The sequence below is a fragment of the Pseudomonas benzenivorans genome (assembly GCF_033547155.1).
Taxonomy (GTDB): Bacteria; Pseudomonadota; Gammaproteobacteria; order Pseudomonadales; family Pseudomonadaceae; genus Aquipseudomonas; species Aquipseudomonas benzenivorans_B.
In genome coordinates, this window is record NZ_CP137892.1 from 37926 (window position 1) to 59532 (window position 21607).

Annotated in this window: 18 protein-coding genes; 10 read left to right on the forward strand and 8 right to left on the reverse strand. The window is 68.1% G+C overall.

Annotated features, from left to right (window positions below; all coding sequences use genetic code 11):
* Positions 1–32: 32 nt before the first annotated feature.
* Entirely contained in the window at positions 33–2219 is a 2187-nt protein-coding gene (uvrD, locus tag SBP02_RS00195; protein WP_318644378.1) for a DNA helicase II, read from the reverse strand.
* A gap of 221 nt (positions 2220–2440) precedes the next feature.
* Here uvrD and SBP02_RS00200 point away from each other — a divergent pair, with 221 nt between their 5' ends.
* Complete coding sequence (locus tag SBP02_RS00200) at positions 2441–5323, forward strand: EAL domain-containing protein (protein ID WP_318644379.1); 2883 nt, start codon at positions 2441–2443, stop codon at positions 5321–5323.
* A gap of 7 nt (positions 5324–5330) precedes the next feature.
* Positions 5331–6590, forward strand: coding sequence for an MFS transporter (locus SBP02_RS00205; RefSeq protein ID WP_318644380.1), 1260 nt, complete (start codon positions 5331–5333; stop codon positions 6588–6590).
* Positions 6591–6611: 21 nt separating this feature from the next.
* On the opposite strand, the gene zwf is transcribed toward SBP02_RS00205, so the two are convergent.
* Positions 6612–8099, reverse strand: a complete 1488-nt coding sequence (zwf, locus tag SBP02_RS00210; RefSeq protein ID WP_318644381.1) for a glucose-6-phosphate dehydrogenase — start codon at positions 8097–8099, stop codon at positions 6612–6614.
* A gap of 113 nt (positions 8100–8212) precedes the next feature.
* Here zwf and hexR point away from each other — a divergent pair, with 113 nt between their 5' ends.
* The gene (gene hexR, locus SBP02_RS00215) at positions 8213–9082 is read left to right on the forward strand and encodes a transcriptional regulator HexR (protein WP_318644382.1); all 870 of its coding nucleotides are present in this window, start codon (positions 8213–8215) and stop codon (positions 9080–9082) included.
* 116 nt (positions 9083–9198) lie between these two features.
* Entirely contained in the window at positions 9199–9423 is a 225-nt protein-coding gene (locus SBP02_RS00220) for a PA3496 family putative envelope integrity protein (protein WP_318644383.1), read from the forward strand.
* Here SBP02_RS00220 and SBP02_RS00225 read toward each other — a convergent pair.
* Entirely contained in the window at positions 9365–10327 is a 963-nt protein-coding gene (locus tag SBP02_RS00225; protein WP_318644384.1) for a LysR family transcriptional regulator, read from the reverse strand. The genes SBP02_RS00220 and SBP02_RS00225 overlap by 59 nt on opposite strands.
* Positions 10328–10546: 219 nt before the next feature.
* On the opposite strand from SBP02_RS00225, the gene SBP02_RS00230 reads away from it, so the two are divergent.
* The 5 genes from SBP02_RS00230 (at position 10547) to glsB (ending at position 16141) form a co-directional block, all read left to right on the forward strand.
* Positions 10547–11962, forward strand: a complete 1416-nt coding sequence (locus SBP02_RS00230; protein ID WP_318644385.1) for an acetyl-CoA carboxylase biotin carboxylase subunit — start codon at positions 10547–10549, stop codon at positions 11960–11962.
* A 15-nt stretch (positions 11963–11977) separates the two neighbouring features.
* The gene (oadA, locus tag SBP02_RS00235) at positions 11978–13783 is read left to right on the forward strand and encodes a sodium-extruding oxaloacetate decarboxylase subunit alpha (protein ID WP_318644387.1); all 1806 of its coding nucleotides are present in this window, start codon (positions 11978–11980) and stop codon (positions 13781–13783) included.
* Between the two features lie 122 nt (positions 13784–13905).
* Positions 13906–14847 carry a sodium-dependent bicarbonate transport family permease gene (locus SBP02_RS00240; protein WP_318644389.1) on the forward strand — a complete coding sequence of 314 codons (942 nt, stop codon included), beginning with the start codon at positions 13906–13908 and terminating at the stop codon, positions 14845–14847.
* Between the two features lies 1 nt (position 14848).
* The gene (locus tag SBP02_RS00245) at positions 14849–15151 is read left to right on the forward strand and encodes a DUF3240 family protein (protein ID WP_318644390.1); all 303 of its coding nucleotides are present in this window, start codon (positions 14849–14851) and stop codon (positions 15149–15151) included.
* A gap of 81 nt (positions 15152–15232) precedes the next feature.
* On the forward strand, positions 15233–16141 hold the full coding sequence (gene glsB, locus SBP02_RS00250) for a glutaminase B (protein ID WP_318644392.1): 909 nt from the start codon (positions 15233–15235) through the stop codon (positions 16139–16141).
* 5 nt (positions 16142–16146) lie between these two features.
* Here the strand turns inward: glsB and SBP02_RS00255 are convergent, their stop codons facing one another.
* The 4 genes from SBP02_RS00255 to SBP02_RS00270 form a co-directional block, all read right to left on the reverse strand.
* A complete protein-coding gene (locus SBP02_RS00255; RefSeq protein ID WP_318644393.1) occupies positions 16147–16839 on the reverse strand; it encodes a GNAT family N-acetyltransferase in 693 nt (230 codons plus the stop codon).
* An 11-nt stretch (positions 16840–16850) separates the two neighbouring features.
* Positions 16851–17309: a GNAT family N-acetyltransferase gene (locus tag SBP02_RS00260; RefSeq protein ID WP_318644394.1), complete on the reverse strand. Its 459-nt coding sequence runs from the start codon at positions 17307–17309 to the stop codon at positions 16851–16853.
* Positions 17310–17427: 118 nt separating this feature from the next.
* Positions 17428–18417, reverse strand: a complete 990-nt coding sequence (locus SBP02_RS00265; RefSeq protein WP_318644395.1) for an asparaginase — start codon at positions 18415–18417, stop codon at positions 17428–17430.
* A gap of 63 nt (positions 18418–18480) precedes the next feature.
* Entirely contained in the window at positions 18481–19926 is a 1446-nt protein-coding gene (locus SBP02_RS00270) for an alanine/glycine:cation symporter family protein (RefSeq protein WP_318644397.1), read from the reverse strand.
* A gap of 156 nt (positions 19927–20082) precedes the next feature.
* Here SBP02_RS00270 and SBP02_RS00275 point away from each other — a divergent pair, with 156 nt between their 5' ends.
* Positions 20083–20901 carry a helix-turn-helix domain-containing protein gene (locus SBP02_RS00275; RefSeq protein ID WP_318644398.1) on the forward strand — a complete coding sequence of 273 codons (819 nt, stop codon included), beginning with the start codon at positions 20083–20085 and terminating at the stop codon, positions 20899–20901.
* Between the two features lie 5 nt (positions 20902–20906).
* On the opposite strand, the gene SBP02_RS00280 is transcribed toward SBP02_RS00275, so the two are convergent.
* Positions 20907–21602 (reverse strand): GNAT family N-acetyltransferase, encoded by a 696-nt coding sequence (locus SBP02_RS00280; RefSeq protein WP_318644399.1) that lies wholly within the window; start codon positions 21600–21602, stop codon positions 20907–20909.
* Positions 21603–21607: the final 5 nt, after the last annotated feature.

Below are 21607 nucleotides of genomic sequence, written 5' to 3' on the forward strand. Positions count from 1 at the left end.
CCAGTTGCGCAGTGGTGTGGTTGTGGTGCTTGTCAGAGCGCCTGCAGCTTGGCGTAGCTGAGCATCAGCCACTTGCTGCCTTCGTTTTCGAAATTCACCTGGACTCGGGCCTGGGCGCCGGAACCCTCGAAGTTGAGGATGGTGCCCTCGCCGAACAGCGCGTGTTGCACCCGCTGGCCGAGGCTGAAGGCGGTGTCCGGCACGGCGCTGCCGGCGAACATGCCGCCAGCTGTGCCGCGGCCCGGCGTGGCGAAGGGCCGGCTGACGCTGCCGGACAGGCGCACTTCCTGGATCAGCTGCGGCGGAATCTCGCGGACGAAGCGCGACACCTTGTTGTAGGTCTCGCTGCCGTACAGGCGGCGGGTCTCGGCGTAGGTGATCACCAGCTTGTGCATGGCCCGGGTGATGCCGACGTAGGCCAGGCGCCGTTCCTCTTCCAAGCGGCCGGGTTCCTCCAGGCTCATCTTGTGCGGGAACAGGCCTTCCTCCATGCCCACCAGAAACACCTGGGGGAACTCCAGGCCCTTGGCGCTGTGCAGGGTCATCAGCTGCACGCTGTCCTCGTTCTCCGCCGCCTGGGTGTCGCCGGCCTCCAGCGAGGCGTGGCTCAGGAAGGCCTGCAGCGGGGTCAGCTCGTCGTCTTCGTCGTTATCGAAGGCGCGTGCGGCGCTGACCAGTTCCTCGAGGTTCTCGATGCGCGCCTGGGCCTTCTCGCCCTTTTCCGCCTGGTGGTAGGCGATCAGCCCGCTCTGCTCGATGACCGTCTGGGTCATCAGGTGCAGCGGCATCTCCAGTACCTTGGCGGCGAGGTTGTCGATCAGCTCGACAAAGCCGGCCAGGGCGCCGGCCGCGCGGCCGGGCAGGGCCTTGCCGGCCAGCATCAGGCGCACCGCCTCCCACATCGACACCTCGTGGCCGCGGGCGTATTCGCGGATCGCCTCGACGGTCTTCTCGCCGATGCCGCGGGCCGGCACGTTGACCACTCGTTCCAGCGCCGCGTCGTTGCCGCGGCCGTCGAGCAGGCGCAGGTAGGCCATGGCGTTCTTGATCTCGGCGCGCTCGAAGAAGCGCTGGCCGCCGTAGATGCGGTAGGGGATCTTCTCGCGTAGCAGGGCCTCCTCCAGCACCCGCGACTGGGCGTTGGAGCGATAGAGGATGGCGATCTCGCTGCGCCTGAGGCCGTCCTTGCGCAGGGCGTCCTCGATCGATTCGACCACGTAGCGCGCCTCGTCGTGCTCGTTGAACGCCGCGTACAGGCTGATCGGCTCGCCGTCGCCGCCCTCGGTCCACAGTTCCTTGCCCAGGCGCCCCTGGTTGTGGGCGATCAGAGCGTTGGCGGCCTTGAGGATGCCGGCGGTGGAGCGGTAGTTCTGCTCCAGGCGGATCACCTCGGCGTCCTTGAAGTCGTCGGAGAACTGCTGGATGTTCTCGATCCGCGCGCCGCGCCAGCCGTAGATCGACTGGTCGTCGTCGCCCACCACCATCAGGCTGTCGCCGCCCTTGGCGAGCAGGCGCAGCCAGGCGTACTGCACGGCGTTGGTGTCCTGGAACTCGTCCACCAGGATGTGGCGGAAGCGCCGCTGGTAGTGCTCGAGCAGGCCGGGCTTGTCGCGCCACAGGTCCAGGGCGCGCAGCAGCAGCTCGGAGAAGTCGATGACCCCGGCGCGGGCGCAGGCCGCCTCGTAGGCCTCGTAGATCTTCAGCATGGTGGCGAGGAACAGGTCGCCGCCGGGCTGGATGTGCTGCGGACGCAGACCTTCGTCCTTCTGCCCGTTGATAAACCACTGGGCCTGGCGCGCCGGCCAGCGCTGCTCGTCCAGGCCCAGCTCGCGGATCACCCGCTTGACTAGGCGCTGCTGGTCGTCGGAGTCGAGGATCTGGAAGTTCTCGGCCAGCCCGGCCTCCTGCCAGTGGGCGCGCAGCAGGCGGTGGGCCAGGCCGTGGAAGGTGCCGACCCACATGCCGGCCGGATTCAGGCCGAGCATCTGTTCGATGCGCGCGCGCATCTCGGCGGCGGCCTTGTTGGTGAAGGTCACCGACAGCACGCTGTGGGGCGAGGCACCCTCGACCTGGATCAGCCAGGCGATGCGGTGCACCAGCACCCGGGTCTTGCCGGAGCCGGCGCCGGCCAGGACCAACTGACGGCCCAGGCCGGCGGCCACGGCCTGGCGTTGGGCATCGTTGAGGGAGTTGAGCAGAAGGGAGAGATCGTCGCGCATCGCGGCATTCTAGGGGGCGGGGCCCAGCAGGGCAAACCGCCGCCGCCGGCAGGCGATGGCGGACGACCGGCGGGTCAACCTGGCGACCGCCGCTTGCCTGGCCGAGCGCGGGTGCAGGTGTGGGGGCAGGCGTCGGAAAATGCGCTCTGGTCGCTTGGGCAAGGCGTCTAGCTCGGGTATGCTCCGCCGACGCCTAGGCAACCACTACAAGAACATCGCCTATGACAGCCACGCCAAACGCCGCCCTCGCGGAGCCACCGCTCGACAGCAGCAGTTCGATCCACCGCCAGTTCGCCACGCAGATCGCCGTCGAGCGCACCCGCCTGCTCTATCAGGGCTCGCGGGCGCCGACCCTGTTGATGCTGCTCAACGGCTTGGCCTGCACCTATCTGCTGTGGTCCCCGCAGACCCGGCTGCTGCTCGGCGGCTGGCTGGTCTGGCTGGTGCTGCTGGCGCTGTTGCGCCTGGTTCAGGTGCAGGCCTTCAACCTGGCGCCGTCGAGCCGCCAGGCCCTGCCGCACTGGCGCTGGCGTTTCCTGTTCGGTGCCGCGGCTTCCGGCCTGACCCTGGCCTTCGCCGCCATCGCCCTGGTGCCGGCCGACGAGTTCTTCCAGCAGGCCCTGCTCTACGGCCTGATTTCCGCGGCGATCCTCTCCGCCAGCGTCGCCTATGCCATCAACCTGACGGCCTTCCTGACCTTCGCCTTGCCCTGCCTGGTGCCGACCCTGGCCTACCTGCTGCTGAGCGAGCACCAGTTGCTGCGCGGCTGGGGCCTGCTCGGGGTGATCCTGGCCCTGGCCCTGCTGGTGGTGGCCTGGCAGGTCAACCGCCTGGTGCAACGCAGCCTGTTGCAGCGCTTCCAGAACCAGGCGCTGATCGACAACCTGGAGCACGCCAAGCAGCAGGCCGAGAACCTCAACGCCGAGCTGGCGCGGGAGGTGGAGCAGCGCCGTCGGGCCGAGCACGAGCTGCGCGAGGCCCATGGCGAGCTGGAGCTGCGCGTGGCCGAGCGCACCCTGGAGCTGGATGCCGCCACCCAGGCCTTGGGCAAGAGCCAGGCGCGCCTGGCCCTGGCCCTGGAGGCCAGCGAGCTGGGACTGTGGGACTGGAACCTGCAAACCGACGAGGTGCACCACTCGCACCTCAAGGAGCTGTTCGGCCTGGAGCCGGAGGCCGTGCAGATCATGCTGCGCGACCTCAAACCACGGCTGCACCCTGAGGACCTGCCGCTGCTGCGCCGGGCCCTGGTCGAGCACCTCAAGGGACGCAGCGACGGCTATCAGATCGAGTACCGCATCCAGCACGCCCGCGGCCACTGGGTGTGGATCGAGGATCGCGGCCGGGCGGTGGAACGCGATGCCCAGGGACGGGTGCTGCGCATGCTCGGCACGCGCCGCGACATCAGCGCGCGCAAGCGCCTGGAGGAGCAGCAGCGGCTGGCCGCCACGGTGTTCGATGCGGCCAGCGAGGGCATCGTCATCCTCGACCCGCACTACCGCCTGCTGGCGGCCAACCAGGCCTTCCTCCAGGTCACCGGCTACCGCGAGGACGAACTGGTCGGGCAGAACGCGGCGACCCTGATCAGCAGCCGCGAGTCGCGCCGCCAGTACCAGATGATCCGCCCGCAGCTGGAGGCCCTCGGCAGTTGGCAGGGCGAGCTGGTCGAGACGCGCAAGAACGGCGAACTGTACCCGCAGTGGCTGCAGCTCAAGGTGGTGCGCGACGCCAAGGGCCAGGTCAGCCACATAGTCGGCTTCTTCGCCGACCTGTCGGCGCGGCGCGAGACCGAGGAGCGCCTGCGCTACCTGTCGCACTACGACGAGCTGACCGGTCTGGCCAACCGCAGCCTGTTCAAGCAGCGCCTGCACGAGGCCGCCCAGCGTGCCCGGCAGAACCGCCGCAGCCTGGCCCTGCTGCATATCGACCTGGATCGCTTCAAGCTGCTCAACGACAGCCTCGGCCACGACCTGGCCGACCAGCTGTTGCGCCAGATGAGCCAGCGCCTGACCCAGGCCGCTCCCGAGGCGGATTGCATCGCCCGGCTGTCCAGCGACGAGTTCGCCGTGCTGCTCGATTCCTACGGCAGCCTGTCGAGCCTGGCGCGCATGGCCAGCCGCCTGCTGGCCAAGCTGCGCCTGCCGCTGGTAGTCGGCGACCAGGAACTGGTGATCAGCGCCTCGATCGGCATCAGCCTGCTGCCGGACAACGCGCGGGAAATCTCCGCGCTGATCAGCCAGGCCAACATGGCCATGCAGCATGCCAAGCACCTGGGCGGCAACACCTTCCAGTTCTTCACCGACAACCTGCAGGCCTGCACCCTGGAGCGCCTGCAGCTGGAGAACCAGCTGCGCAAGGCGATCGACGAGGGCCAGCTGGAGGTGTTCTACCAGCCCAAGCTGTGCCTGGCCGACGACAGCGTCAAGGCCGCCGAGGCGCTGGTACGCTGGCGTCATCCGAGCCTCGGGCTGGTGCCGCCGGGCGAGTTCATCAGCCTGGCCGAGGAAACCGGGCTGATCGCGCCGATCGGCGAGTTCGTGCTGCGCCAGGCCTGCCAGCAGGCGCGCCAGTGGCAGCACCAGGGCCTGGCGGAGATCCGCGTATCGGTGAACCTGTCGGTGCATCAGCTGCGCCAGGGCAACCTGACCAGCCTGGTGCGCCAGGTGCTGGAGGAGAGCGGCCTGGCGCCGCACCTGCTGGAGCTGGAGCTGACCGAGAGCCAGCTGCTGGACAACGTCGAGAGCGTCATCGCCACCTTCCAGCAGCTGCGCGACCTGGGGGTCAAGCTGGCGATCGACGACTTCGGCACCGGCTATTCCTCGCTCAGCTACCTCAAGCGTTTCCCGGTGGACTACGTGAAGATCGACCAGAGCTTCATCCGCGACCTGGCGGCCGGCGGCGAGGATGCGGCCATCACCCGGGCGATCATCGCCATGGCCCACGGCCTGGAGCTGAAGGTGGTCGCCGAGGGGGTGGAGACCCAGGCGCAGATGGACTTCCTCAAGGCCCAGCACTGCGACGAGCTGCAGGGCTACCTGATCAGCCGGCCGGTGGAGGCGTCGGCCTTCGCCCAGCTGCTGCGCGAGCAAGCCGCGCTGCTGTGCTGAGCCGGCCATGCCGACCCATCGTCTCGTTTCCCCGGATCGCCCGGCCAACGCCACCCTGCTGCTGCTGGCCTCGCTCTACTGCGCCCAGGGCCTGCCCTCGGGGCTGATCGCCCATTCCCTGCCGGTGCTGCTGCGCCAGCACGGTGTCGACCTGGCGCTGATCGGCCTGCTCAAGCTGCTGGCCCTGCCCTGGTTGCTCAAGGTGCTGTGGGCGCCCTGGGTCGATCGCCTGGCCTCGCCGCGGCTCGGCCACCACCGCGGCTGGATACTGCCGCTGCAGGGCGGCATCGCCCTGGTCGTCGCGGCCCTGGCGCTGTTGTCGCCGGCCGCGCTATTCGGCAGCCAGCTGCCGCTGCTGCTGGGGCTGTTGCTGCTGGTCAACCTGGCGGCCGCGACCCAGGACATCGCCACCGACGGCCTCACCGTGCGCCTGCTCAGCGAGCGCTGGCGCGGCCTGGGCAACAGCCTGCAGGTGGGCGGCTACAAGGTCGGCATGCTGGTCAGCGGCAGCGGCCTGCTGCTGGTGTACGACAGCGTCGGCTGGTCGTTGTCGATGGGCCTGTTGGTGCTGTCGCTGCTGTTGACTCTGCTGCCGATCTGGCGTTTCGCCGAGCGCCGGCAGCTGCCCTTTCGCCCGGCGCTGGCCGAGCCGCCGGGGGCCGGCCTGCTGCTGCGCCACTACCGCGGCCTGTTGGCGCAGCCGGGCATGTGGTTGTGGCTGGCGGTGCTGCTGAGCTTCAAGCTCGGCGATGCCCTGGGTTCGCCGATGATCAAGCCGATGCTGGTGGACCAGGGCTGGAGCAATGCCGAACTGGGCCGGCTGACCCTGCTCAGCAGCCTGGTGGGCATCGCCGGGGCGCTGCTCGGCGGCCTGCTCTACGCGCGCCTCGGCGTGTTGCGGGCGCTGTTGTTGTTCGGCGCGCTGCAGGCCCTGGGTATCGCCGCCATGGCCGCACTGGTGCAGGCCGGCGACAATCACGCCCTGGTCTATGGCCTGGCGCTGTTCGAGCAGGCGGCCGACGGCATGTCCACGGTGGCGCTGTTCGCCGCGATGATGCGCCAGTGTCGCGCCGAGCACGAGGGCGCCGACTTCACCCTGCAGGCCTCGGCGCAGCTGCTGCTGGGCGGGCTGGTCGGCGCGGCCAGCGGCGTGCTGGCGGCCTGGCTGGGCTATGCCGGCCTGTTCCTCGTCGCCGGGGCGCTGGGGGCCGGGGTGCTGGTCCTGCTGCCGCTGTACTTCCGGCGAACGCTGGCGGTCACGGCCTGAGGGCGCCGCACTGGCCGCGGCTCAGTCCGCCCACTGCCGCGCGTGGCGCTCCAGCAGGCTCTGCGACTGCTCCGGGCCGTTGCTGCCGGCTGCATAGGGGCGCGGGCTCTGGTAGTGCTGGTGCCAGCCCTGGATGATCGGGTCGATCCACTGCCAGGCGGCCTCCACCTCGTCGCGGCGCATGAACAGCGTCGAATCGCCTTCGATCACGTCCAGCAGCAGGCGCTCGTAGGCATCCCAGCGGCGCTGCTTGCTGAAGGCGTTGGCCAGGTTGAGGTCCAGCTCCACCGGCTTCAGGCGCATGCCCTTGCCGGGGTTTTTGGCCATCAGCTGCAGGCTGATGCGCTCCTCCGGTTGCAGGCGGATCAGCAGGCGGTTGGCTTCGCCGTCGCCGAACAGGCGGTGCGGCACCGGCTTGAACTGGATGAGGATCTCCGAGGCCTTGCGCGCCATGCGCTTGCCGGTGCGCAGGTAGAAGGGCACGCCGGCCCAGCGCCAGTTGTCGATCTCCACCTGGATGGCGACGAAGGTCTCGGTGTCGCTGTCGTTGTCCACCTGCTTCTCGAAGTAGTAGGCCGGCACCTCCTGGCCGCCGATCTTGCCGGCGGTGTACTGGCCGCGCACGGTCTTGTCCTGCACGTCGAGACCGGAGATCGGCTTGAGGGCCTCGAGGATCTTCACCTTCTCGTTGCGTACCGCCTCGGCATCGAAGCGCACCGGCGCCTCCATGGCCACCAGGCAGAGCAGTTGCAGCAGGTGGTTCTGGATCATGTCGCGCATGGCCCCGGCGTGGTCGTAGTAGCCGCCGCGGTTCTCCACGCCCAGGGTCTCGCACACGCTGATCTGCACGTGATCGATATGCCCGGCGCGCCAGACCGGCTCGAACAGGGCGTTGGCGAAGCGCAGCGCCATCAGGTTCTGCACGGTTTCCTTGCCCAGGTAGTGGTCGATGCGGAACACCCGCGGCTCGTCGAACACCGCGCCGATCGCGGCGTTGATCGCCTGGGCCGACTCCAGCGAGTGGCCGATCGGCTTCTCCAGCACGATGCGCGCCCGGGGGCCGGCCAGGCCGGCGATCTGCAAGTGGGCGGCGATGTCCTCGAACAGGTCCGGCGCGGTGGCCAGGTAATAGACCCGCACCCGCTCCTCGGCCTGCCCCAGGTGCTTGGCCAGGCGGCCGAAGTCGGCGCTCTGTCCGGCGTCCATGGCGAAGTAGTCGAGGCGCGCGGCGAAGCCTTGCCAGCTGGCTTCGTCGAAGTCGGCCCGCGCCACCTGGGCCCGGCAGCGGCGTTCGGCCAGGGCCTGGTAGGCGGCGCGGCTGTGCGGGCTGCGGGCCAGGGCGAGGATGCGCATGTCGGCGTGCAGGCGCCCGTCGCGATGCAGGTGGTAGAGCGCGGGCAGCAGCTTGTGCAGGGCGAGGTCGCCGGTGCCGCCAAAGACCAGCATGTCACAGGAAATGCTCAAAGCAGGAACTCCGACTCGGTTTGGCCGTGCGGGGGCGCCGGCCATGTAGTATAACTACAAGGTCACTACAACCCGGCGTGCCCCCGATCATAACCGAGTCGCCATTCGGAGGAGGGGACGCCGACGGATTTGTCATCCTTTCAGCCGAGCCTAATCTTGTGAATTTGTTGCAGCACATCGCCCAGTCCCGCCACCTGTTACGCAAGTCGGAGCTCAAGGTCGCCGACCATGTCCTGCTCGATCCGGCGGCGGTGATGCACAGCTCCATGGCCGAACTGGCACATAGCGTCGGCATCAGCGAGCCGACCATCGTGCGTTTCTGCCGGGCCATCGGCTGCGGCGGCTTCCAGGACCTCAAGCTCAAGCTGGCGCAGAGCCTGGCCGCCGGCGCCAGCTTCGGCCAGTTCGCCATCCATGAGGACGACTCGGTCGCCGACTTCAGCCTGAAGATCTTCGACACCACCCTGCACACCCTGATGGAGGTGCGCGAGCACCTCGACCCCCAGGCGCTGCAGCAGGCCATCGCCGCCTGCGCCCAGGCCCAGCGCGTGGAGTTCTACGGCTTCGGCGCCTCCGGCGCGGTGGCGGCGGACGCCCAGCACAAGTTCTTCCGCCTGTTGCTGACGGCCGCGGCCTACTCCGACCCGCACATGCAGGCGATGAGCGCGGTGACCCTGAAGCCCACCGATGTGGCCATCTGCATCTCCCAGTCCGGCCGCTCCAAGGACCTGCTGATCACCGCCAACCTGGTGCGCGAGACCGGCGCCACCCTGATCACCCTGTGTCCGAGCCAGACGCCGCTGGCCGACCTGGCCACGGTCAACCTGGCCATCGACGTACAGGAAGACACCGAGATCTACACCCCGCTGACCTCGCGCATCGCCCACCTGGTGGTGATCGACGTGCTCGCCATGGGGGTGGCCATGGCCCGCGGCCCGAGCCTGGTCAACCACCTCAAGAGCGTCAAACGCAGCCTGCGCAGCCTGCGCCTGTCGCCCAAGTCGGTGAAGGCGGTCGAGGAGCACTAGACGCCGTCGTCCATGGCCCGCGGGCCATGGTCATCCCGGCGTCATCGTTTCGCCGTCAAAGCGTCACGGCGTGCGGCCATGCTGAGGCTTCCGAGAGTCAGCCTGGGAGTCACACCATGTCTCGCCATGTGGATGAAGCGCAGCCGTACGCCAAGCTCGATGCCAAGACCCGTCGCAAGCTGCTGGACCAACGGCGCATGAGCTACCGTCGGGCCATCGAGAGCTACGCCGAACAGCGCCTGCTGCAGCAGGAGTTGTCCGACTATCCCGAGCTGATCGCCGCTAACTACCTGGCGGCAGCCCAGGCCCTGGAGCCGCGAAGCGCTCGGCCAGGGCGTTGATCTGGCTGCGCTGGCTGCGCACGAAGGCGAAGAAGGCCTGGGCCACCGGCGACAGGTACTTGCCCCGCGGATGCGCCAGGCACCAGCTGCGCATCAGCGGCAGCTCGGTCACCGCCAGTTCCTGCAGCACCCCCTGGGCCAGTTCGCGGCGCACCGCGTGACGCGGCAGCAGGGCCAGGCCGAGGCCGGCGATCACCCCCTCGGCCTGTGCCTCCATGGAGCCCACTTCCAGGGTCTGGGCGAAGTGCGCGCGTTTCTGGTGGCAGTATTCCTCGCAGGCGCGGCGGGTGCCGGAGCCGGGTTCGCGCACCAGCAGCGGCCAGGCGCTGAGGTCCTGCAGGCTCAGCTGCTCGCGGGCACAGAGCGGATGCTGGGGCGGCGCCACCGCGACTATGGGGTTGTTGAGGAAGGGCAGGAACTCCAGGGCCATGTCCGACGGCACCAGGGACATGATCAGCAGGTCGTCGCGGTTGGCGCTCAGGCGCTTGAGCGCCTGGGCGTGATTGACCACCACCAGCTGCAGATTGACTTCGGGGTACTCGCGGCGAAAAGCGGCGAACAGGTGCGGCACGAAGTACTTCGCGCTGGATTCGACCGCCAGGCTCAGCTGCCCCTGCAGCGAGCCCTGCAGGTCGGTCAACTGCATGTCCAGGCTCTCCAGGCGGCCGAAGATATCGGCGCTGGCCCGCTGCAGGGCCTCGGCGGCGTCGGTCAGGTGCAGCTTCTTGCCGACGTAGTCGAACAGCGGCTGGCCGAGCAGCTCCTCCAGCTGGCGGATCTGCAGGCTGACCGCCGGCTGGGTCAGCGACATCTCCTCGGCGGCGCGGCTGTAGGAGCGCTGCTGGCACACCGAACGGAATACCTGCAGCTGGCGCAATGTCATGCGCATCAACGACTTACGCACTTTTTACCTCGTCTGGCGAGTCTTCGTGGCGGAGCCTCTCGGGGCGTCGCCTAGAATGTATTAGCTTTTGCTTATAGCCAATCAAATTATTATTGATTTTAGGTAATTCGTTGATCGGCGTAGGGTAACCGTGCGGCCGCCAGCAGGCGGTCACGCGCAGCCCGGCGTGGCCGCTGCGCTTGCAACCGATCTATCAGAGCCTGGCCGAGGAAAAAGCTTGTGATCAAGAAAATCCTGATTGCCAACCGTGGTGAGATTGCCGTGCGCATCGTGCGTGCCTGCGCCGAGATGGGCATCCGCTCGGTGGCCATCTACTCCGACGCCGACCGCATGGCGCTGCACGTCAAGCGTGCGGACGAGGCCCACGGCATCGGCGACGATCCGCTGGCCGGCTACCTGAACCCGCGCAAGCTGGTCAACCTGGCGGTGGAAACCGGCTGCGACGCCCTGCATCCGGGCTACGGTTTCCTGTCGGAGAACGCCGAACTGGCGGAGATCTGCGCCGAACGCGGGATCAAGTTCATAGGCCCGAGCGCCGAAGTGATCCGTCGCATGGGCGACAAGACCGAGGCCCGTCGCAGCATGATCAAGGCCGGGGTGCCGGTCACCCCGGGCACCGAGGGCAACGTCGCCGACCTGGCCGAGGCGCTGCGCGAAGGCGAGCGCATCGGCTACCCGGTGATGCTCAAGGCCACCTCCGGCGGCGGCGGCCGCGGCATCCGTCGCTGCAACAGCCGCGAGGAGCTGGAACAGGCCTACCCGCGGGTGATCTCCGAGGCGACCAAGGCCTTCGGCAGCGCCGAGGTATTCCTCGAGAAGTGCATCGTCAACCCCAAGCACATCGAGGCGCAGATCCTCGCCGACAGCCTGGGCAACACCGTGCACCTGTACGAGCGCGACTGCTCGATCCAGCGACGCAACCAGAAGCTCATCGAGATCGCCCCCAGCCCGCAGTTGACCCCCGAGCAGCGCGCCTATATCGGCGATCTGGCGGTGCGCGCGGCCCAGGCGGTGGGCTACGAGAACGCCGGTACCGTGGAGTTCCTCCTGGCCGAGGGCGAGGTGTACTTCATGGAGATGAACACCCGGGTGCAGGTGGAGCACACCATCACCGAGGAAATCACCGGTATCGACATCGTCCGCGAGCAGATCCGCATCGCCAGCGGCCTGCCGCTGTCGGTCAAGCAGGAAGACATCATCCACCGCGGCTTCGCCCTGCAGTTCCGCATCAACGCCGAGGACCCGAAGAACAACTTCCTGCCCAGCTTCGGCAAGATCACCCGCTACTACGCCCCCGGCGGCCCCGGCGTGCGCACCGATACGGCGATCTACACCGGCTACACCATTCCGCCCTACTACGACTCGATGTGCCTGAAGCTGATCGTCTGGGCGCTGACCTGGGAGGAGGCGATGGACCGCGGCCTGCGCGCCCTGGACGACATGCGCGTGCAGGGGGTCAAGACCACCGCCGCCTACTACCAGGAAATCCTGCGCAACCCGGAGTTCCGCAGCGGTCAGTTCAATACCAGCTTCGTCGAGAGTCACCCGGAGCTGACCGAGTACTCGATCAAACGCAACCCGTCGCACCTGGCCATCGCCATCGCCACTGCCATCGCGGCCCACGCTGGCCTGTAAGGGAAGGATCAGAACATGAGCAAGAAGATCACCGTCACCGATACCATCCTGCGCGACGCCCACCAGTCGCTGCTGGCCACGCGCATGCGCACCGAAGACATGCTGCCGATCTGCGACAAGCTCGACAGGGTCGGCTACTGGTCCCTGGAAGTCTGGGGCGGCGCGACCTTCGACGCCTGCATCCGCTTCCTCAAGGAAGACCCCTGGGAGCGCCTGCGCCAGCTCAAGGCGGCGCTGCCCAACACCCGCCTGCAGATGCTCCTGCGCGGACAGAACCTGCTCGGCTACCGCCACTACAGCGACGACGTGGTCAAGGCCTTCGTGGCCAAGGCGGCGGTCAACGGCATCGACGTGTTCCGCATCTTCGACGCGATGAACGACGTGCGTAACCTGCGCGTGTCGATCGAGGCGGTGAAGGCCGCCGGCAAGCATGCCCAGGGCACTCTGGCCTACACCGTCAGCCCGGTGCACACGGTCGAGGCCTACGTCAAACAGGCCCAGGCCATGCAGGCCATGGGCATCGACTCGGTGGCGATCAAGGACATGGCCGGTCTGATGACCCCCTATGCGGCCTTCGACCTGGTCAAGGCGCTCAAGGCCGAGGTCGACCTGCCGGTGTTTATCCACAGCCACGACACCGCGGGCCTGGGCGCCATGTGCCAGCTCAAGGCGATCGAGGCCGGCGCCGACCATATCGACACGGCCATCTCCAGCATGGCCTGGGGCACCAGCCACCCGGGCACCGAGTCGATGGTCGCCGCGCTCAAGGGCAGCGAGTACGACACCGGCCTGGACCTGGAGCTGCTGCAGGAGATCGGCCTGTACTTCTACGGGGTGCGCAAGAAGTACCACCAGTTCGAGAGCGAATTCACCGGGGTCGATACCCGGGTGCAGGTCAACCAGGTGCCGGGCGGGATGATGTCCAACCTGGCCAACCAGCTCAAGGAGCAGGGCGCCCTGGACCGCATCGACGAGGTGTTCGCGGAGATCCCGCGGGTGCGCGAGGACCTCGGCTTCCCGCCGCTGGTCACCCCGACCTCGCAGATCGTCGGCACCCAGGCGGTGTTCAACGTACTGGCCGGCGAGCGCTACAAGACCATCACCAACGAGGTCAAGCTCTACCTGCAGGGCCGCTACGGCCTGGCGCCGGGCAAGATCAACGAGCAGCTGCGCAAGCAGGCGATCGGCAGCGAAGAGGTGATCGACGTGCGCCCGGCCGACCTGCTCAAGCCGGAGATGGCCAAGCTGCGCGGCGAAATCGGCGCCCTGGCCAAGAGCGAGGAGGACGTGCTGACCTACGCCATGTTCCCCGACATCGGCCGCAAGTTCCTCGAGGAGCGCGAGGCCGGCAGCCTGACCCCCGAGGTGCTGCTGCCGATCCCCGAGGCCGGCGGCGTGGCCCGGGCGGGCGGTGAGGGCGTGCCCACCGAGTTCGTGGTCGACGTGCACGGCGAGAGCTACCGGGTCGACATCACCGGTGTCGGCGTCAAGGGCGAGGGCAAGCGTCACTTCTACCTGTCCATCGACGGGGTGCCGGAGGAGGTGGTGTTCGAGCCGCTCAACGAGTTCGTCGCAGGCGCGGGTGGCAAGCGCAAGCAGACCAGCGCGCCGGGTGACGTCAGCACCAGCATGCCGGGCAACATCGTCGAGGTCCTGGTCAAGGAGGGCGATGCGGTCAAGGCCGGCCAGGCGGTGTTGATCACCGAGGCGATGAAGATGGAAACCGAGGTGCAGGCGCCAATCGCCGGCACCGTCAAGGCCGTGCATGTGGCCAAGGGCGACCGGGTCAACCCGGGCGAAGTATTGATCGAGATCGAGTGAAGGCCGCGACATGTATCGTCATCTAGGCTTTCCAACGTCTTGTAACGAGTGAGTCCTCTGGGAGCCGCAAGGCTCCCTTTTTTTGCCCGGTCGATGGGTATCGGCCGATTCAGGAGCGTGAGATGGGTATCGATCCCGTAGTGTTGTTCTTCGTCTTCGGTCTGGCCGCCGGCCTGCTGAAGAGCGAGCTGAAGCTGCCGCCGGCGCTGTATGAAACCCTGTCGATCGTGCTGCTGCTGGCCATCGGCCTGCACGGCGGGGTGGAGCTGGCCGAGCAGGCCAGCGCGCAACTGCTCGGCCAGTCGGCGCTGGTGCTGCTGCTGGGCATCGGCCTGCCGCTGCTGGCCTTCGTGATGCTGCGCGGCCTGCGCTTCGACCGCATCAACGCGGCGGCGGTGGCGGCCCACTACGGCTCGGTCAGTGCCGGTACCTTCGCCGTGGTGGTCGCCTACATGGTCTCGCGGGAGATCGCCTTCGAGAGCTACATGCCGCTGTTCGTGGCCATCCTCGAGGTTCCGGCGATTCTGGTCGGCATCATCCTGGCCAAGGGCATCAGCCGTGACACCCACTGGGGCGAGCTGGGCCGGGAGATCTTCCTCGGCAAGAGCATCATGCTGCTGCTCGGCGGCCTGATCATCGGCGCGGTGGCCGGCAAGGAAGCGATCAAGCCACTGGAGCCGCTGTACACCAGCATGTTCAAGCCGGTGCTGGCGTTCTTCCTGCTGGAGATGGGCCTGATCGCCTCCGGCCAGCTGGGTTCGCTCAAGCAGTTCGGCCTGCGCCTGGCGACCTTCGCCCTGTTGATGCCGCTGCTCGGCGCGCTGATCGGTGCCTTGCTGGGTTGTTTCATGGACCTGTCGGTGGGCGGCACCGCCATGCTCGCCACCCTGGCCGCGTCGGCCTCCTATATCGCCGTGCCGGCGGCCCTGCGTCTGGCGTTGCCCCAGGCCAATCCGTCGTTATCCTTGACCGCGTCCTTGGGGATCACCTTCCCCTTCAATATCCTGATCGGCATTCCGCTCTATCACGCGCTGGCCGAAAAACTCATCGCCTGGGGGCTCTGACATGAATGCATCGACCCGTACCCTGCTCACCGTGATCTGCGAGGCGGCCCTGGAGAAGAAGCTGGTGGCCGACCTGGAGCACCTGGGCGCCCCCGGCTGGACCGTCACCGATGCCCGTGGTCGCGGCGCCCACGGCGTGCGCAGCGCCGGCTGGGACACCGAAGGCAATATCCGCGTAGAGATCATCTGCGCCCGCGAGCGGGCCGAGCAGCTGGCCGGGCACCTGCAGCAGCGCTACTACGCCGACTACGCGATGATCTGCTACCTGGCCGAGGTCGAGGTATTGCGCCCCGCCAAGTTCTGAGCGCGGTGTGATTCGGCGCCGTCGCCGTTCGTCTAGCAGCGGTAGCCCGGGCGCCGCCCGGGCCCCGCTGCGAGGCCGAACATGCAAGCGCTGTTGAACGATATCCTCGATGAAGTCCGCCCGTTGATCGGCCAGGGCCAGGTGGCCGGCTATATCCCCGCGCTGGCCAGCGTCGAGCCTCGTCAGCTGGGCATTGCGGTGTACAGCAACGACGGCGAGCTGTTCTGCGCCGGCGATGCGCGCACGGCCTTCTCGATCCAGAGCATCTCCAAGGTGTTCAGCCTGGTTCAGGCCATCGACCATTCCGGCGAGGCGATCTGGCAACGCCTGGGCCACGAACCCTCCGGGCAGCCGTTCAACTCGCTGGTGCAGCTGGAGTTCGAACGCGGGCGACCGCGCAACCCCTTCATCAACGCCGGCGCCCTGGTGATCTGCGACATCAACCAGTCGCGCTTCGCCGCGCCGGCGCTGTCGATGCGCGACTTCGTCAGGCGCCTGTCCGGCAACCCGGAGCTGGTGATCGACAACCGGGTGGCCGATTCGGAATACCAGCACCGCGCACGCAACGCCGCCATGGCCTACCTGATGCAGGCCTTCGGCAACTTCCATAACGAGGTCGAGGCGGTGCTGCGCAGCTATTTCAGCCACTGCGCGCTGCGCATGAGCTGCGCCGATCTGGCCCGGGCCTTCTGTTTCCTGGCCAACGACGGTTTCTGCAAGCACAGCGGCGAGCAGATTCTCACACCGCGGCAGACCAAGCAGGTCAACGCCATCATGGCCACCAGCGGCCTGTACGACGAGGCCGGTAACTTCGCCTATCGGGTCGGCCTGCCGGGCAAGAGCGGGGTGGGCGGCGGCATAGTCGCGGTGGTGCCGGGGCGTTTCAGCGTCTGCGTCTGGTCGCCGGAGCTGAACGCCGCCGGCAACTCCCTGGCCGGCATGGCCGCGTTGGAGCTGCTCAGCCAGCGCATCGGCTGGTCGGTGTTCTAGGGACGTTATTCGGCCGGATCGCGCCGACGCAGCTCCGCCAGCCGGCGCCGCTGCCGGCCTTCGGCGTCGAAGTTGTCCGGGGCCAGCCAGCGCTGGCAGGCCAGGCCGATGGCCGGCCAGTCGCCGTCGAGCAGGGCGTACCAGGCGGTGTCGCGATTGCGCTGCTTGATCACCATGTGCTGGCGGAACAGGCCCTCGTAGGCGAAGCCGAAGCGCTCGGCGGCCTGCCGGGAGCGGATGTTCTGCGCATCGCATTTCCATTCCAGGCGCCGGTAGCCCAGCTCGAAGGCGTAGCCGGCGAACAGGTGGAGGGTCTCGGTGGCCTGCGCGCTGCGTTGCAGGGTGCGGCCGAAGCAGATATTGCCGACCTCGATGCGGCCGTGCGTCGGGACTATGTTGAGGAAGCTGAGCAGGCCTTGGGCGCGGCCGCTGGCCAGGTCGATTACCGTGAAGTACAGCGGGTCTTCGCTGGCCTGGTTGCCCTGCAGCCAGGCATCGAAGGCCGGGCGGCTGGCGAAAGGGCCGAACGCCATGTAGTCCCACAGCCGCGGGTCGGCCTCGGGGCCGTGCAGGGCCTGCCACAGGTGGTCGCCGTGGCGGCCCGGGTCGAGGGGCTCCAGGCGCACCCGCTTGCCGCTCAAGGCGTGGCGGCTGGGGGCCTTGGCCGGTTGCCAGTGCAGTAGCGGGGCACTCGCCATGGCGGCCTCGCTCAGCCCAGCAGCTTGCGGTACTGGACGAAGCCGGAGCGCTCGGCGATGCGCTCGTACAGCAGCATGGCGCGGCTGTTGCTCTCATGGGTCAGCCAGTACACCCGGGCGCATTCGCGCTGGCGGGCCTGGTCGTAGACATGCTCGATCAGCTGGCGGCCGATGCCGCTGCTGCGCACGTCCTTGGCGATGAACAGGTCCTGCAGGTAGCAGTAGTCGCCGACCGTCCAGCTGGAGCGGTGGTAGACCCAGTGCACCAGGCCGATGGCCTTGTCCTCGTGCCAGGCGAGGGCGGCATGCATGGGTTCGGCGGGGTCGAGGAAGCGCTGCCAGGCCTGCTCGCTGGCGGCGGTGGGAATCTCGGTCATGTAGAAGCGCTGGTAGCCCTGCCAGAGCGGCAGCCAGGCGGCCTGGTCGGCGGCGCCGACCGGGCGGATCTCAACGGGAATGCGAACGGCCATCGGACAACCTCCTGTAGCTGCAATTTCTCATCCTGAGACTCTTGCGGACGCCGTGCAAGCCCGGGAGTCGGGCGCAGCCCCGCAGCCGGCGGCGAGCCGACCCGGGGCCGTGCCGGCCTCAGTCGGCGTTCTCGCCGCACAGGTCGAGGGCGAACCAGGATTCGACCTCGGCCTGGGAGAGGCCGGCGCCGAGCAGGGCGAACAGCTTGCCCAGGGCCGCCTCGCGGGTCATGCCGCCGGCCGAGACCAGGCCGGTGCTGGCCAGGCGGCTGCCCGCGGCATAGGTGGCGAACTCGACATGGCCATGGGGGCACTGGCTGATCGCGGCCAGCACCACGCCACGGTCGTGGGCGCTCTGCAGGGCGGCGAGCAGCGCGGCATCGTCCGACGGCCCGGTGCCGCTGCCGTAGCATTCCAGCAGCAGCCCGCGCACGCCGCTGGCCAGCAGGGCCTCGACCTGGGCGGCCTGGATGCCGGGATAGAGGGGCAGCACCGCCAGGCTCACCGGCTGGCGCGGCTGGCGGTAATCGAGCTCGGCGGGAATCGCCCCGGCCCGGGCGGCGCTGCGCCGGCGCGGCAGTTCGCTGAAGGCGTCGAACACCGCGCTGCCGAGCTTGCTGACCCGGTTGCCCTGCATCAGCCGGCCGTTGAAATACAGGTGCACGCCGGCGGCGACGCCCTGGTGCAGCGCCTGCATGGCGCCGAACAGGTTGCCCCAGGCGTCGCTGTCCGGGGCGCCGGCCGGGCGCATGGAGCCGGTCAGCACCACGGGCACCGGCAGGCCCAGCAGCAGAAAGCTCAGCGCCGCGGCGCTGTAGGCCAGGGTGTCGGTGCCGTGCAGCACCAGCACCGCGTCGCAGCCGTCCTGCTCGACGCCGGCGCGGATCGCCGCGGCCATCGTCAGCCAGTTGGCCTGGTTCATGTTGGCGCTGTCGAGTGGCGGCAGCAGTTCGCGGAATACCCAGTTCGGCAGCTGGCGGCCGGTCTCCAGGGACTGTTGCGAGCGCAGTCGGGCCTCGAAGCCGGAAGCCGGCGCCAGACCGCTGGCGGTCTGTTGCATGCCGATGGTGCCGCCGGTGTAGAGCACCAGAATTTTTGTCGAAGCCATGGGCGTCTCCTCAATAAGCAACAGGGGCCATTTCGGCCCCTGTTGTATCACTGCGCTGACCGATCAGCGCTGGTGCGCGGCGTGGGCGATCTCGGCATCCGCCGCCGGGGCGGTGCTCGGCGGGTTGGCGGGCCAGGCTGCCGGGTCCAGATCCAGGTCGGCGAACCGCTTGGGGTCGAACACCGGCGACTCGACGCCGGCCTTGACCTGGCTGTCGTAGTCGCGCATCAGGCGCAGGCCGACCTTGAACAGCAGCGCCAGGGCCACCAGGTTGGCCACCGCCAGCAGACCCATGGTGACGTCGGCGAAGGCGAACACGGTGCCCAGGTCCTGCACCGAGCCCCAGAGTACCAGGGCCACCACCAGGGCGCGGTAGACCATCACTGGTCCACGCTTGCTGCTGAAGAATCCCAGGGCGTTCTCACCGAGGTAGTAGTTGTAGATCAGGGTGGTGAAGACGAACAGCAGCAGGGCGACACTGACGAACACCCGGCCCCACTCGCCCACCACGCTGGCCGCGGCGGTCTGGGTCAGGACCACGCCGGCCACTTCCATGCCCGGCTGGTAGACGCCGGAGAGCAGGATGATCAGGGCGGTGCAGCTGCACAGGATGATGGTGTCGATGAACACGCTGAGCGACTGCACGATGCCCTGGGCCACCGGGTGCTTGACCTCGGCCACGGCGGCGACGTTGGGCGCGCTGCCCAGGCCGGCCTCGTTGGAGAACAGGCCGCGCTTGACACCCATGATGATGGCCGCGCCGATGCCGCCGGCGAAGGCCGGCTCCAGACCGAAGGCGCTCTTGACGATCAGTGCCAGGGTTTCCGGGACCTGACCGACGTTGCTGCCGATGACGAACAGCGCCAGGGCGAGGTAGGCGAAGGCCATCACCGGCACCAGCACGTCGGCGATCTTGGCGATGCGCTTGATGCCACCGAAGATGATCAGGCCGATGACGGCAGTCAGGACCAGGCCGCTGATATGGGTCGGCACGCCGAAGGTGTCATGCAGCGAGCTGGCCACGGTGAAGGACTGCACGGCGTTGAAGCCGAAGCCGAAGGTCACCAGCAGCAGGATCGAAACGACGGTGCCCAGCCAGCGCTGGCCGAGACCGTGCTGGATATAGAAGGCCGGGCCGCCACGGTAGCTGCCGTCGGTCTCGCGGCGCTTGTACAACTGGGCCAGGGCGCACTCGAAGTAGCTGGTGGCCATGCCGACCAGGGCGACTATCCACATCCAGAAGATCGCGCCCGGGCCGCCGAGCATGATGGCGACGGAGACCCCGGCGATATTGCCGGCACCGACGCGGCCTGCGACCGAAAGCATCAGCGCCTGGAACGAGCTGAGCTGGCCCGGCTGGCGCTGAAAGGCTTCGGTGAGGATGCGGAACATGCGGCCGAAGTAGCGGAACTGTACGAAGCGCGAGAGCACCGTGAAGTACAGGCCAAGGCCGATCAGCATGACGATCAGCAGCTTGCTCCAGAGCAGGTCGTTCAGAAGGTCGAGCATGGGGGATGTCTCTCTTGTAGTTATGCGGGTGACCGCGCAGGCGGATGACCCGGGCATGGTTGGGTAAAGGCGCCCGTCGGGCAATTTCGCGGACTGCGGCGAAGTGATGCGAGTCGATGCTAGAATCGCGTCCATCGCATCACCTTGGCAGGCGCCATGACCGACCACCTGGGCCCCAACCTCAAGCTGCTGTGCAGCCACTACCGTTCCATCGCCGAGGTGTGTCGGCAGCTGGCGATCAACCGCGCCCAGTTCAACAAGTACCTGAGCGGCCAGAGCCGGCCGACGCCCTACAACCTCAAGCGCATCTGCGACTTCTTCGGCGTCGAGGACTACGAGCTGGGCCTGCCGGCGGAGCAGTTCGCCGGCCTGATCGGCGCCCGCAGCAGCGCGCAGGAGCGCGCGGCGGCCGGCGACCCGCTGCTCGAGCTGCTGCAGCCGCTGCGCGAGCACGCCAGCAGCCTGGCGCGCTACTGCGGCTATTACCTGGAGTACGCCAATTGCATGTCGGTGCCGGGGCAGATCCTAGTGTCTCTGGTGCAGCTGCGCGAGGAACGCGGCAGCTACCTGTTCGAGCGCCAGGAGCGCCAGGGCCGCCCTCACGGCCCGGGCCCGGTGGCCGACGACTCGGTGCGCTGTCGCTACCTGGGCGCGGCCTTCTACCTGCAGGACCGCTTGTTCCTGATCGACTACGAGTCGCTGACCGGCAATGAGATGAGCCAGACCATCCTGATTCCCAGTTTCAAGAGCCGCATCACCCGCCTCAACGGCCTGAAGACCGGGGTCTCTAGCGGCGACCGGCGCACCCCGGCTTGCACCCGGGTGGTCTGGGAGTTCCTCGGCACTGAGATCAACCGGGTCAACGCCTATCGCCAGGTGATGCTCTACAGTCCGGACGATCCGCGGATCGACGCCGATATCCTGCAGCGCCTGGCGGCGGCGGATATCCGCGATGGCCTGTTCGAGATCGACTAGGCCACTCAGCCCCGGCCAATGTCGCCGCGCAGCGCTTCCAGGCGCTGCCGTTGCCGCCCCTGCTCGTCGAAGTTGGCCGGTGCCAGCCAGCGCTGGAAGGCGGCGCGGCAGCGTGGCCATTCGCGGTCGATGATCGAGAACCAGGCGCTGTCGCGGTTGCAGCCCTTGACCATCATGTGCTGGCGAAAGGTGCCTTCGTAGACGAAGCCCAGGCGCTCGGCGGCGCGCATGGAACGGGCGTTGAGGGCGTTGCACTTCCACTCCAGGCGGCGGTAGCCGAGCCTGCCCATGGCCTGCTCGGCCAGCAGGTAGACCGCCTCGGTGGAGGCCGGGCTGCGCTGCATGGCGGCGCCGAAGGCGATATGGCCGATTTCGATGCAGCCGTCCCTGGGCGTGATTCGCAGGAAACTCAGCAGGCCGGTGCAGCGCCGGCTGGCCAGTTCGATCACGGCGAAGAACTGCGGGTCGGCGCTGCTCGCGTTGCCGGTCAGCCAGGCGTCGAAGCCCGCGCGTTCGGCAAAGGGGCCGTAGGGCAGGTAGTCCCACAGCGCGGGATCGGCGTCCGGACCCTGCAGGGCCAGCCACAGGTCGTCGCCATGGGCGGCCGGATCGAGGGGCTCGAGGCGCACGTACTGGCCAGCGAGCGGGGCGCGGGCAGGGGCTGGCACGGGCTGCCAGTCGAGTCGGGGGGCTTCGGTCATGGGTC